This is a genomic window from Dietzia cercidiphylli (assembly GCF_014145145.1).
GTDB lineage: Bacteria > Actinomycetota > Actinomycetes > Mycobacteriales > Mycobacteriaceae > Dietzia > Dietzia natronolimnaea.
The window spans coordinates 1-12,266 of sequence record NZ_JAALEA010000421.1 but is presented as its reverse complement, the minus strand read 5'-3'; the positions used below and the strand labels follow the sequence as shown (position 1 = coordinate 12,266).

Genomic DNA, 12,266 nt, shown 5'->3' with positions numbered 1-12,266 from the left:
CAGCACCGACCGGGCGCCCTGCTCCGCTCCACCGGCACCACGGTCGCGGCCAAGGCCGCGGCGGCGCTGGGCCGCACGGAGCCGTTGGTCCCCCTGGTCGGCCCGCCGGGGTCGAACGCGGTGCTCTCCCTGGAGGGATACGAGGAGGCCTACGGCTCGATCGCGGGGCCGAGCTGGCGCAACGAGATCGGTGGCGGGGTCGGGGCGGTACTGGGCTCCTTCCGACCGGGCGCAAAGGCCGCGGAGCTCGCCGGGACCCCCGTGCTGGTCCAGATCGCCGACCTGGACCGCAGCGCGCCGCCGCACGCCGCGAGCACCGCGGCGTTCGCCGCTCGAGCCGAGGTGCGCCACTACCCGGGCGACCATTTTGACCTCTTCCCCGGCCGGCCGTGCCACGAGCTGGCGGTCACCCACGCGCTGCACTTCCTGCGTCGTCACGTGGGGTGACCGTCCGATCCGAACTCCTCCGAACTTCTTGTTGACGCATCACCATTGAGGCGCTACTGTAGGTGACACAACAACCAATCGCCCCGGTGTCCAGCCGGGGACCACCGAAGGAGTCACCATGACCGCGACGCTCACCGACCTCACCGGCACCTGGAACATCGACCCCACCCACACCCGCCTCGGCTTCGTCACCCGCCACGCCATGGTCACCAAGGTCCGCGGGTCGTTCAACGACTACACGGGCACGGTCACCGTCCCCGCGGAGGGAGTCGACGGCGCGACCGCCGAGGTCGTCATCACCGCCTCCTCGATCGACACCCGCAACGCCGACCGCGACGGCCACCTGAAGTCCAACGACTTCTTCGACATGGACAACCACCCGGAGATCACCTTCCGCTCGACGAAGATCGCGGCCAACGGCTCCGGCGGCGTCGACGTGACCGGCGACCTCACCATCAAGGGCACCACCAAGTCCGTGACCATCCCGTTCGAGTACGAGGGCACCGCCACCGACCCGTTCGGCAACCTCCGCGCCGGCTTCGAGGGCACCACGGTCATCAACCGCAGCGACTTCGGCCTGACCTGGAACGCGGCGCTCGAGACCGGTGGCGTGCTCGTCTCCGAGAAGGTCACCCTCGAGATCGAGCTCTCGGCCATCAAGCAGGCCTGAGTCCCGCCCGGCCCGGCCGGGACCCCCGTCCGGCCCCGTGACGCCCCCGGGGCCGGACGGCGCCCCCCGGCAAGAACTGCACCGCCAGGCCCTAGCCGCCAGGTCCTAGCCGACAGGTCTTAGGAGACGACGACGAAGACCGCGGAATGCGAGCCGTCGGCGTCCTCCCAGGTCCCGCTGAGCGTGCCCGGCGAGCCGATCAGGGGGCGGTCAGCCTCGGCGTCGTTCTCCTCCGAGATCACCCGGATCACCTGAGGTGCGGCATCGGCGTCGCTGTCGCCCGTCGCCCCGTCCCCACCGCCCCGCACGTTGACGGGCGACGGGGTGACCGTGCCGTCCTCCACCGCCAGATGGTCGGCGGCGGTGTCGCGGTGACTGACGACCCGCCGCACCTCGGTCACGTACACGGGGTCCGCCGGCGCGTCGTACACCCAGCGACGACCGAGGACAGAGTGTTCGAGCGTCCCGACCAGTGCGTCCTGCGCCCCCGGGAGCTCCGCCCCCCGGTAGGTCACGGGGACGTGGAACGTGCGCGCACCGTCCGAGACGAGGAAGGCCTCCATGCCCACCTCGCCGTCGGGGTCGACGAACCGGTAGGCGGTCACCTGCTCCAGCCGCGTCGGGTCACCGTCGAACCACGACTGGTGGCGGATCCACGCCCGGAGCAACTCGAGTTTGCCCGGGCTGAGGACGGCGTCATAGATCTCGGCGGTTCCACTCATGGGACAAGCATCCCCGGAGAGCGTCGACGCGGCAAACACTCCGCGAGATGAAGAAGAATTTGTCCGGGCGCCGTCGCTCCAGCGCATCACGACATTCCACCGACCGGGCTCCGACGGGGAGTGATCGCGGTCACAGCACGCTGGCACTGTCGCCGTTACGGTGACCGCCGTGTCTCCGGGAGACCCCGGCGCCCGAACGAAAGGTGACCACCATGAAGAAGACCATCGCGATCATCGGTTCCGCTGCCGCCCTGTCCTTCTCCGGTGCGGGACTGGCCGCCGCCCAGAGCGATCTCCCCGGGCTCGACAGCGGGTCGGTCGGCGCCCCCACGACCGTCGAGACGGACATCGACGGCGCCGAGACCCCCGCCGAGGTCTCGGACATCGCGCAGCAGCTCTGCGGCACGATCTCCGCGTACGACTTCCTCGGTTCCGTCGGCGGCGTCGCGCCCGGACTGTCGGGCGAGGAGTGCGAGGCGAACGCCGACCTGGCCATCTCCACCGCGATGACCGGCGACATCGCGGGCGCGATCGACATCCTCCGTGGCATCGACGCCGAGATCCCGGGGGACGGTGACACCGACGGCACCGAGACCGACGGCGACGACACCGCTGCCGACGACGCCACCGGCGACGACGTCGCGACGGGCGGCGACACGGTCGAGACCGACGCCTGACAGACCCGAGCCGGCCCCGGCCCCCACGACGGGGCCGGGGCCGCCGTCATCTCCAGCCGGGCCCTGTCGGATCGGCGGTCCCCTATCGGGCCTCGTCGCCGCCCGCGGTCACGAGCTCACCGAGGAGCTGGTGGTCGATGTGGCCGGGCTCGGTCGACTCCATGAAGTCGACGAGGATCCGCTCGACCGCGGCGGGGTCCTCGACGTGCGGATAATGCCCGGTGCCCTCGACGATCGCGAGCCGGCTGCCCGGGATCGCCTCGTGGGTGGTGAGCCCGTGCGAGACGGGGATGATCGGGTCGCGGTCGCCCCAGATCAGCTGGAAGGGCAACTGCGCCGCCAGATAGAGCCTGTTGCTGGCGGAGACGGCCTGCCCCTTGTTGTCCACGACCGCCCGGAGGGTCTTGAAGAACGTGCGACGGTGCCCGGGCCTGCCGAGCGACTCGTACGCCGCCCACGGCTCCTCGAGCGCGATCGCGCGGACACCCCTGCCGGTGAGGAACCCGCGGGCCTTGTCCCCGGCGGACACCAGGAACGGGGCCGCACCCGCGGTCAGCAGGAGCTCGGCTCCGGGGACCGCGAGAAGGCGCAGGATCCAGTTGACCTCCTTGCCCAGGCCGCCGCTGCCGATCAGCGCGATGCGCTCGCAGAAGTCGGGGTACTGGTAGACGAACTGCAGGGCCACGCCGCCACCGAGCGACTGGCCGATCACCGTGCACCGCCTGATGCCCTTGACCACCAGCAGGTCGCGCAGGGCGGAGGCCATCGCCCCGAGCGAGTAGTCGTCGAAGTCCAGGGAGCTCTCCCCGTGGCCCGGCAGGTCGGGGGCGATGATGTGGAACCTCGATTCCAGGCGCGGGATCAATTCCCGCCAGGTGACGGAACTGCCCGCCATGCCGTGGATGAGGAGCAGCGTCGGCTTGCCCTCGCCGGCTCCCGCCTCGCGGTACGCCAGCTCGCGTCCGTGGAGCCTTGTCCGCTGCATCTCGGTCTTGTGCACATCGCTGTTCTGCATGTCGCATTCCCCCTCGGGGACGGTCTCCGCGCCGTACCTCGTCGCAAGGAGCACCTCGACCCATTGTGCGCCATCAGGGGCCCGGGGAGCAGTTCTCTCTATCACATCCGGCCCGGACGCTCATCCGAACTCCCGCGCGAGCCGCCGGTGCCGGTGGGCGAACAGTGCCCCGACCACCACACGGACGACCGATCCGGGCACCAGCGCACGCGGTACGGCCCGCAGGGTGTCGGTGACGCGGGTGGAGCCGTCGGCCAGCGATTCGAGCTCGCGGCGGTGCTCCCACACCCGACACGACCCGAGCTCCGAACGCTCCTGGAAGAACCGGAGGGCCTCCAGGTCGACCAGGACCAGGTCGTCGTACTCCACCGGGATGACCCCGCCGAGCAGGATCCACGCGCGCCCGATCGGCCGACCCAGCGGCACGTCCGCGATGGAGGCCCCCGCCAGTCGCGCCGGGAAGCGCATCCGCAACAGAGGCCGGAACTCGTCACTGACCCCGTCCGCGGTGACCACGCGCGCCCACACCTCGTCGCGCGGGGCGCGGACCACGCTCGCCCGCACCACCTCGACGTCCGTCACGGCAACCGCTGACCGGAGATCGCGCGGGCGATCACCAGCTGCTGGATCTGCTCGGTGCCCTCGAAGATGTCGAAGATCTTGGCGTCGCGGTGCATCCGCTCGACCGGGTACTCGCGGGAGTACCCCACCCCGCCGAGGATCTGGATGGCGCGCTCGGTGGCCCACACGGCGGTACGGCCGGCCTTGAGCTTGGACATGGAGCCCTCGGCCCGGGCCATGGGCTGCCGGGTCGCGCCCAACCACGCGGCCCGGCGGACCAGCAGTCGCGAGGCGTCGATCTCCACCGCCATGTCCGCGAGCAGGAACGAGATGGCCTGGTTCTCGATGATCGGTCGGCCGAACACCACCCGCCCCTTGGCGTACTCGAGCGCGTACTCGTGTGCCGCCCGCGCGATGCCCACGGCCATCGCGCCCACGGTGGGTCGGGTCCGTTCGAACGTCGCCATGGCGGCCTGGCCCCCGGTCCGCTCGCCCTCCCGGGCGCGGGCCAGCTTCTCGTCGAGCTTCTCCTTGCCGCCCAGCAGCGCCGAGCCCGGCACCCGGACGTCGTCGAAGAAGACGTCGGCGGTCGCCGACGCGCGCAGGCCGTGCTTCTTGAGTCGGGGTCCGGCCTCGATCCCGGGGGTCCCGGCCTCCATGACGAAGGCGGCCTGGCCGCGGGAACCGAGCTCCGGGTCCACCACCGCCTGCACCACGAGGACCGAGGCCACCCCGCCGTTGGTCACCCAGGCCTTCTGCCCGGAGATCACCCACTCGTCCGTGGCCTCGTCGTAACGGGCCCGGGTGCGCATGTTGCCCACGTCGCTCCCGGCCTCCGGCTCGGACGAGCAGAACCCGCCGACCGCCGGTTCGGCTTCGGTGCCGTAGCAGCGGGGCACCCACTCGATGATCTGGTCCGTGGTCCCGGCCGAGGCGATGCCCGCCGCGGCCAGTCCGGTGCCCATGATGGACAAGCCGATCCCCGCGTCGCCCCAGAACAGCTCCTCACACAGGATCGGGTAGGACTGACCGGTGTCGTCCTGCCGCAGCGTGGCCATGATCTCGTAGCCGTACAGCCCGATCCTGGCGGCCTCCTGGATGACCGGCCAGGGCGTCTCCTCGCGCTCGTCCCACTCGCGGGCGGCCGGCCGGATGACCTCCTCGGCGAAGGCGTGGGCCCAGTCCTGCAGCTCGCGCTGCTCGTCGGTCGGTTCCATGCTGAAGGTCATCGGTTCCTCTCGGTGGGGTGGTGGGTCAGCGGGTGGCGGGGTCGCCGCCGGGTGACGCGGGCTCGTCGTCATCCGGTCCGGACCTCTCGTCGTCGTCCGGCCCGGAGACCACGGCGCGGTCGGGCACCAGTCCCGGCGCCTCGCCGGGTTCCCGGTCCACGTCCCCGTCCGTCCCTCCGGCCAGGTATCTCACCACGGTGTTCACCATGGCGGTGACGGGGACGGCGAACAGCGCTCCCACGATGCCGAACAGGTAGGTGCCCGAGGCCACCACCACGATCACGGCCAGCGGGTGGAGGGCCACCGCGTGACCCATGAGGACGGGCTGCAGCACGTGCGACTCCACCTGGTGGACCACCAGGACGATCGCCAGCATCGCGATCGCGATCACCGGTCCCCGGTCCACCAGCGCCAGCGCGGTGGGGATCAGCCCCGCGACGAGGGTGCCCACGATGGGGACGAACGACGCGAGGAACACCACCACCACGATGGGGATCACGAAGGGCACGCGCAGCACCAGCGCACCGAGCCCGACCCCGGTGGCATTGATCGCGGCCACGGTGAGCTGCGTCCGGGTGTAGGCGCCGAGGCTGCCCCAGCCCTGTCGCAGCGCGCGGTCGACGTTGAGGCGGCTCGCGCGGGGGAACCACCGGACGAAGAACGCCCACAGCTTCTCCCCCTGATAGAGGAAGAAGAACAGTGCCACCAGGCAGATGAGCAGACCGGCCACCGCGTCGACGGCCGTGTGCCCGAACTGGACCGCGCCCGCGGCCACCGCCTCGGAGTGGGACTCGATCCAGGCGCGGACCTGCGCGACGGCCTCCTGGAGCCGGTCGGCGGTGAGGTGGAGCGGGCCGTCCTCCAACCACTGGAGAGCGGTGTCCACGCCGCTGCCGATCTTCTCCCTCATCTCCGGGACCCCGGTCGCGAGCTGGGTGGTGACCACCGCCAGCGAGCCCACGACCAGCGCCAGGACCCCGAGGACGACGACGAGCGCCGCCAGCGCCCGCGGGACCCGCCGGGGCACGCGGTCCACCAGCGGCCGGAGCATGGCGGCGAGCAACACCGCTATCGCGAGCGGCGCCAGGATCACCGACAGTCGGCCGATGGCCTGGCCGAGGATCCACCCGCCTCCGGCGATCAGCAGCAGGCAGGCCGCCCAGGCCGCCGCCAGGACCATCGGATACGGGAGATGGGATCGGGGGATCGCGGCGGTGCCGGCGTCCTCACCGTGGGTCGTCATGGGAACACCATAGGCGCGCTGACCTCAGACGACGTCGACTTCGCGCCGCATGAGGGCACGCCGCCGGGAACGGGACCCACACGCCGCGGGACCGGGTGGCCGAGCGCCGGAGCGTACTCCTGCTCCGACCCCTTCGCGACTGGTTGCGAAGTCCGCGCCGAGTGGGAGAGTCGGTGTGACACCCGTGAACTCACACCCAACCCTCGGAGGAGTCACATGTCCGACAAGAAGTCCGCCGCATCCAGGACGGCCGGCGCCGCTGCCAAGAAGGTCGCCGACGCCGCCGGGACACTCGCCGATCAGGTCATCGGCGGTGGGGATGTCGTGCCCGGCGTCCCGGCGCCCAAGCCCCCCTCGCTCGAGGAGCCCACCGATCCCACCGGCCCCCTGCCCCCCAAGCCGGACCAGAAGGGTGCCACGCCGTTCAGCCCCACCGGGGCCGAGTCCGCGGACACCGAGGACGCCGCCCGTCAGCAGGGTGAGTTCCTCACCACCGCGCAGGGGGCACGGGTCGCCGACACGGACCACTCCCAGAAGGCCGGCCGCCGCGGCCCGACCCTGCTGCAGGACCACCACCTGCGGGAGAAGATCACCCACTTCGACCACGAGCGGATCCCCGAGCGCGTCGTCCACGCCCGCGGCGCCGGCGCCCACGGTGTCTTCGAGGCCAACGGTGCGGCCGCGAGCGTGTGCCGGGCCGGGTTGTTCGCGCAGGGTGCGCAGACCGAGGTCTTCGTCCGTTTCTCCACAGTCCTCGGGTCGCGCGGGTCCGCCGACACCGTGCGGGACACCCGCGGGTTCGCCACCAAGTTCTACTCGGAGGAGGGGACCTGGGACCTGGTCGGCAACAACATCCCGGTGTTCTTCATCCAGGACGCCATCAAGTTCCCGGACGTCATCCACGCCGGCAAGCCGCACCCGGACCGCGAGATCCCGCAGGCCCAGAGCGCGCACGACACCTTCTGGGACTTCGTCTCCCTCCACACCGAGGGCCAGGCGCACGCCATGTGGAACATGTCCGACCGCGGCATCCCCCGCTCCTACCGGATGATGGAGGGCTTCGGCGTCCACACGTTCCGGCTGATCAACGCGGCCGGCGAGACGAACCTGGTCAAGTTCCACTGGAAGCCCCACCTCGGTGTGCACTCGCTGGTGTGGGAGGAGGCCCAGATCGCGGCCGGTATGGATCCGGATCTGCACCGCCGCGACCTGGCCGACGCCATCGAGGCCGGCGCGTTCCCCAAGTGGGACCTGGGCATCCAGGTGTTCCCGGACACGGTCGACTCCAACGGGGTGAGCGAGATGTTCCACGGCATCGACCTGCTCGACCCGACCAAGTTCGTCCCGGAGGAGCTCGCGCCGGTCCAGGTGATCGGCACCATGACGCTCAACGCCAACCCCAAGAACTACTTCGCGGAGACGGAGCAGATCGCGTTCCACCCGGGGCACCTCGTGCCCGGGATCGACGTGACCAACGACCCGCTCCTCCAAGGCCGGTTGTTCTCGTACCTCGACACCCAGATCTCGCGGCTGGGTGGACCGAATTTCGGGCAGCTGCCGATCAACCGCCCGCACGCCCCGGTCAACGACATGCTGCGGGACGGCATGCACCAGACCGCCGACCACGTGGGGGTCGCGCCGTACAAGCCGAACAGCCTCGACGGCGGGTGCCCGTTCCTCGCCGGTGCCGACGACGGTGCGCTGGTCGAGGTGGCGCAGCACATCGCCGACGCGCAGGTGGTCCGGGACGCCCCGGCCACCTTTGACGACCACTACTCGCAGGCGACCCTGTTCTACAACAGCATGACCGAGGTGGAGAAGGAGCACATCGCCGGCGCGTACACCTTCGAGCTGGGCAAGTGCTACGAGGAGAACATCAAGGTCCGCCAGGTCGAGCAGCTGGCCCACATCGACCACGACCTCGCCGTCACCGTCGCCACCGGCCTCGGTCTCCCCGCGCCCGCCAAGGTCCCGGTGGCCGAGGTCGTCACGAGCCCCGCGCTCTCCCAGATCGGGCGGGAGTGGCCGTCTGACGGTCGCCTCATCGGGATCCTCGTCACCGAGGCCTCCGACGTCGCCGCGGTCAAGGCGCTGGAGCAGGCGGTGTTCGACGACGACATGGTCCCGCTGGTCATCGCCCCGACCGGCGGCACGCTCGGTGGAAGCGATGCGGACGATGCAGAGACGGTCACGGTCTCCCGCACCTACCGCACCCAGCGGTCCATCGAGTTCGACGCCCTGGTCGTGGTGGACCTGCCCGCCGACGCGAACACGGACGTGCTGATCAGCGAGATGTTCCGCCACAAGAAGGCGATCGCCTCGCTCGCGCCCGTCGACCAGTTCGTCGACTTCGGGCTCACCGCCGACACCCCCGGTGTCGTGGTGGTGGACGAGGCGGCGGGAGTCCTGCCCGCGCTCAAGCCGCTGCTGGCGACCCACCGTGCGTGGGACCGGCCGGATCCGGCCCGGGTCTGACGGACCTGCGCGAGCAGGAAGGTGGCGCGGGCAGGCCACCTTCCTGCTCGCGCGCCCGAGAAGCTGCTGCACCGGGCCACCCAACCAGGGGAAAGCTCGACGAGCCTCGGCTACCGTGCACGAATGCGCTCACACGGAGCTGACTTGTCCCCCCAGCTCCTGCTCCTACACGGGGTCACGAACTCGGCCCGAGTCTGGGACGACGTCGTCCCGCTTCTGGGGGCCGACTTCTCCCTTATCGTCCCGACGGCCGCCGGCCACCGCGGTGGCCCTGCGGCCGTCGGGCGGGCGACCATCTCCGGGCTCGTCGACGACGTCGAGGCGCTCCTGGACGAGCGCGGTCTGGCCTCCGTGCACATCGCCGGCAACTCGATGGGCGGTTGGATGGCCATCGAGTTGGCGCGGCGCGGGCGAGCGCTCAGTGTGTGCGCGCTCTCCCCCGCGGGATGCTGGACCCCCGGGGAGGCGGACGAGACCCACGCGACCTCGACCATCCGACGGGGACGGTTGATGGCCCGGATGGCAGGCCCTCTCGCTCCCCTGGTCCTCCGATCCTCCGTGTTGCGCCGGCGGTTCCTGCGCGACGCGGCCGAACGCGGCGACCGTCTCACGCCCCGCCAGGCCGCCGATATGGTCCGAGACCTCGCGGGCTGTGTGGTGGCCCCGGATCTGCTGGGGACCACTGAGCGAGTCCTACCGATGGATCCTCTGCCGTGCCCGGTGACGGTGGCGTGGTCCTCTGAGGACCGGATTTTCCCGCCGGAGGTCAATGCCGTCAGCGCCAGGCAGTTGCTGCCCGGGGCACGTCACCTCTGCCTGGATGGCGTCGGCCACGTCCCGATGATCGACGACCCCGACCTGTGCGCGCGAGTAATCCGAGAGGTCGTCAGGTCAGGGCCTGATGGCCCGGAGGTAGCGTCAACGGCATGACGGACAACGAACCGACCAGCTCGTCCGGTGCCGACGACGCCGCCCCCGGGACACGCCTCGAGGCCACGCGGGTCATCGCGGCGTCGGCGGACCGGGTGTTCGCCGTGCTCTGCGACCCGGACGGTCACGTGGCCATCGATTCCTCGGGAATGCTCCAATCCGCCGAGGGCTCGACGGTCACGGCGGCGGGAGACCGGTTCGTCGTGCACATGGACCGCGAGTCGCTCGGCGACTATGACCTCGGGCGGTACGACGTGACCGTCATCATCACCCGGTTCGTGCCGGGTGAGGAGATCGCCTGGACCATCGACGGCCAGATCAAGCCCCCGATCGGTCACACCTACGGGTATCGCCTGACGCAGCTCGGCAGCGGGACCGCGGACGGAGGCGGAGGCAGCGCCGGGGACCTCGACGGGCCACTGACGGAGGTCGTGAGCTACTACGACTGGTCCGACGCCCATCCCAAGTGGCGCGATTCCGGCATCCTGCCGGTGCTGGACGCGTCCGCACTCAAAGCGACCCTGGGCATCCTCGAGCGGGCCGTCCGGAGAGGATACGTCCGTGGCTGATCCGACCGTCCCAGGCCAGACTCCGCCGAGTTCTGAATCGCTGGGTTCCGAGCCGCCGCGGTCCGCGGAGATCACGTTCTCCCGCGGCCGCCTCCGTTTCCGGGCCATCGACTCCGGCCCGGCCGACGGCGAGGTCGTAGTGCTCCTCCACGGATTCCCGCAGCGCACGAGCAGCTGGGACGCGGTGGCGCCCCTCCTCCACGCGGCCGGGTTCCGCACGCTGGTCCTGGACCAGCGTGGCTACTGCTCCACCGCCCGCCCCAGGGGTCGGCGGGCATATCGACTGTCCGAGTTGGTGGGCGACGTCCTCGCCCTGCTCGACAGCGCGAACCTGCCCGCCGCCCACGTCGTCGGCCACGACTGGGGCGCGGCCGTGGCGTGGGGTGTGGCCGCCGCGCATCCCGACCGGGTCCGGTCGCTCACCGCGGTGTCGGTGCCCCACCTGGCGGCCTTCCGCCGCGCGATGATCGTCTCCGACCAGCTGCTGCGCTCCTGGTACATCGGGTTCTTCCAGTTGCCGTGGGTTCCCGAGCGGGTGCTCACCTCGGACGGAGGCCCGGCGGAACGCGCTCTCGCCACGATGGGCATGACGCCGGAGATGATCGCCCGCTACCGCAGCGAGATGGTCGCCGACGGCGCCGTTCCCGGTGGACTGGGGTGGTACCGCGCGCTGCCCTTCGCCTCACCCGGGAAGGCGACCGCCCGTGTCCGCGTGCCCACGACCTTCGTCTGGAGCGATCACGACCCGGCACTCGGCCGCGGTGGCGCCGAGCGGACCGCCCACTACGTGGACGCCGACTACCGCTTCGTGGAGATGTCCGGTGCGAGCCACTGGATACCCGAGGAACGCCCAGCTGAGCTCGCCGAGGAGATCATCGCCCGCGCGCAGAGTTGAGCCGGCGGCAGAACCAATAGCAGAGAGAGCGCCCGGGGCGCGGGTCCGGGATCCGGGGTCCGGCCCCCGTCAGAACGGGGGCGGGTCGTCGTCGTGATCGCCGCGCCGCCTGCTGCGCTCGGGGCCATCTTCGGAGCTGGCGCCCGGCGACCTCCCGGGTGGCCGGTTGGGACGCGGGGACACCGGGGCGGTCACGAACCCGCGGGCCCGCGCCAGCGGGCCTGTAGGAGTTGTGGTCAGGACATGTCTGCCGAATCGGATCTTGATCCGCCCGCCGTCGAGGTACTCATAGTGGGCGTCGGAGAAGGTCTTGTACCGGTGATGCCGCCGACACATGCACATCAGGTTCTTCTCGATGGTCAGCCCGCCACTCGAGGGATCGGAGTGGTTGAAGGGGACAATATGATCTATGTCGCAGGATTCCGCCGGCACCGCGCAACCGGGATGCCGACAGGTCCCGTCTCTCATTCGGACCCGTCGCGCCAGGTCTGGAGGAATCCGATAGCGATAGGCGCTCTCACCGCCATCGTGGGTTCCGGGTCGAGTGTCCACGAGCTCGAAGGTCGCGCCCTTCGCGGACTCGAGCAGACGGGTCAGGGTCTCGAGCGCTGCTTCTCCCGTTCTGGCGAACTCCAGTTGAGGCGCTCCGACTCCGTTGGCGATCACGGTCACACGCGGACGCAGTAGCGGCGAGACGTTCACCGGTGCGTGCACGGGGTCGTCCGCTCCATCGGCACCCCGCTGCCCCGCCGCAGCCTCCGCAGCAGCAGGGGCACCATCACCGGCCCCGCTGCCGGCGGCCTCGCCCGTGCGCGCGCCGTTTCCCCCGCCCC

12 protein-coding genes and 1 pseudogene are annotated in these 12,266 nt (G+C 70.9%); 7 read left to right on the top strand and 6 right to left on the bottom strand.

Annotated elements, in window-relative coordinates:
• Both G6028_RS14470 and G6028_RS14465 read left to right on the top strand, forming a co-directional pair.
• Nucleotides 1-447: pseudogene (locus G6028_RS14470) on the top strand (alpha/beta hydrolase); the annotation flags it as partial.
• A 118-nt stretch (nucleotides 448-565) separates the two neighbouring features.
• Complete coding sequence (locus tag G6028_RS14465) at nucleotides 566-1,117, top strand: YceI family protein (RefSeq protein ID WP_179524060.1); 552 nt, start codon at nucleotides 566-568, stop codon at nucleotides 1,115-1,117.
• 119 nt (nucleotides 1,118-1,236) lie between these two features.
• On the opposite strand, the gene G6028_RS14460 is transcribed toward G6028_RS14465, so the two are convergent.
• Nucleotides 1,237-1,839, bottom strand: a complete 603-nt coding sequence (locus G6028_RS14460; protein WP_179524059.1) for a CG0192-related protein — start codon at nucleotides 1,837-1,839, stop codon at nucleotides 1,237-1,239.
• A 212-nt stretch (nucleotides 1,840-2,051) separates the two neighbouring features.
• On the opposite strand from G6028_RS14460, the gene G6028_RS14455 reads away from it, so the two are divergent.
• Nucleotides 2,052-2,516 carry a hypothetical protein gene (locus tag G6028_RS14455; RefSeq protein ID WP_182659291.1) on the top strand — a complete coding sequence of 155 codons (465 nt, stop codon included), beginning with the start codon at nucleotides 2,052-2,054 and terminating at the stop codon, nucleotides 2,514-2,516.
• 82 nt (nucleotides 2,517-2,598) lie between these two features.
• Here the strand turns inward: G6028_RS14455 and G6028_RS14450 are convergent, their stop codons facing one another.
• The 4 genes from G6028_RS14450 to G6028_RS14435 all read right to left on the bottom strand — a co-directional run bounded on the left by G6028_RS14450 (nucleotide 2,599) and on the right by G6028_RS14435 (nucleotide 6,564).
• Nucleotides 2,599-3,531, bottom strand: coding sequence for an alpha/beta fold hydrolase (locus G6028_RS14450; RefSeq protein ID WP_241730782.1), 933 nt, complete (start codon nucleotides 3,529-3,531; stop codon nucleotides 2,599-2,601).
• Between the two features lie 120 nt (nucleotides 3,532-3,651).
• Nucleotides 3,652-4,113 carry a hypothetical protein gene (locus tag G6028_RS14445; protein ID WP_182659290.1) on the bottom strand — a complete coding sequence of 154 codons (462 nt, stop codon included), beginning with the start codon at nucleotides 4,111-4,113 and terminating at the stop codon, nucleotides 3,652-3,654.
• Nucleotides 4,110-5,321 carry an acyl-CoA dehydrogenase family protein gene (locus G6028_RS14440; RefSeq protein ID WP_182659289.1) on the bottom strand — a complete coding sequence of 404 codons (1,212 nt, stop codon included), beginning with the start codon at nucleotides 5,319-5,321 and terminating at the stop codon, nucleotides 4,110-4,112. The genes G6028_RS14445 and G6028_RS14440 overlap by 4 nt, the downstream gene beginning before the upstream one ends.
• Nucleotides 5,322-5,346: 25 nt before the next feature.
• On the bottom strand, nucleotides 5,347-6,564 hold the full coding sequence (locus G6028_RS14435) for an AI-2E family transporter (protein WP_182659288.1): 1,218 nt from the start codon (nucleotides 6,562-6,564) through the stop codon (nucleotides 5,347-5,349).
• A 216-nt stretch (nucleotides 6,565-6,780) separates the two neighbouring features.
• On the opposite strand from G6028_RS14435, the gene G6028_RS14430 reads away from it, so the two are divergent.
• From G6028_RS14430 to G6028_RS14415, 4 genes are all read left to right on the top strand, one after another.
• Nucleotides 6,781-9,039, top strand: a complete 2,259-nt coding sequence (locus G6028_RS14430) for a catalase (RefSeq protein WP_182659287.1) — start codon at nucleotides 6,781-6,783, stop codon at nucleotides 9,037-9,039.
• Between the two features lie 144 nt (nucleotides 9,040-9,183).
• Nucleotides 9,184-9,969, top strand: coding sequence for an alpha/beta fold hydrolase (locus G6028_RS14425; RefSeq protein WP_241730781.1), 786 nt, complete (start codon nucleotides 9,184-9,186; stop codon nucleotides 9,967-9,969).
• Nucleotides 9,966-10,538 (top strand): SRPBCC family protein, encoded by a 573-nt coding sequence (locus G6028_RS14420; RefSeq protein WP_182659285.1) that lies wholly within the window; start codon nucleotides 9,966-9,968, stop codon nucleotides 10,536-10,538. The genes G6028_RS14425 and G6028_RS14420 overlap by 4 nt, the downstream gene beginning before the upstream one ends.
• A 40-nt stretch (nucleotides 10,539-10,578) precedes the next feature.
• Nucleotides 10,579-11,433 (top strand): alpha/beta fold hydrolase, encoded by an 855-nt coding sequence (locus tag G6028_RS14415; protein WP_179526084.1) that lies wholly within the window; start codon nucleotides 10,579-10,581, stop codon nucleotides 11,431-11,433.
• 69 nt (nucleotides 11,434-11,502) lie between these two features.
• Here G6028_RS14415 and G6028_RS14410 read toward each other — a convergent pair.
• Nucleotides 11,503-12,266 (bottom strand): HNH endonuclease signature motif containing protein (locus G6028_RS14410; protein ID WP_206685753.1); only part of this gene is annotated, 764 nt, incomplete at its 5' end.

Excerpts from the sequence above, each read along its gene's own strand:
- G6028_RS14465 (WP_179524060.1), top strand. The coding sequence starts at position 566 with ATGACCGCGACGCTCACCGACCTCACCGGCACCTGGAACATCGACCCC.
- G6028_RS14460 (WP_179524059.1), bottom strand. The coding sequence starts at position 1,839 with ATGAGTGGAACCGCCGAGATCTATGACGCCGTCCTCAGCCCGGGCAAA.
- G6028_RS14455 (WP_182659291.1), top strand. The coding sequence starts at position 2,052 with ATGAAGAAGACCATCGCGATCATCGGTTCCGCTGCCGCCCTGTCCTTC.
- G6028_RS14450 (WP_241730782.1), bottom strand. The coding sequence starts at position 3,531 with ATGCAGAACAGCGATGTGCACAAGACCGAGATGCAGCGGACAAGGCTC.
- G6028_RS14440 (WP_182659289.1), bottom strand. The coding sequence starts at position 5,321 with ATGACCTTCAGCATGGAACCGACCGACGAGCAGCGCGAGCTGCAGGAC.
- G6028_RS14435 (WP_182659288.1), bottom strand. The coding sequence starts at position 6,564 with ATGACGACCCACGGTGAGGACGCCGGCACCGCCGCGATCCCCCGATCC.
- G6028_RS14430 (WP_182659287.1), top strand. The coding sequence starts at position 6,781 with ATGTCCGACAAGAAGTCCGCCGCATCCAGGACGGCCGGCGCCGCTGCC.
- G6028_RS14420 (WP_182659285.1), top strand. The coding sequence starts at position 9,966 with ATGACGGACAACGAACCGACCAGCTCGTCCGGTGCCGACGACGCCGCC.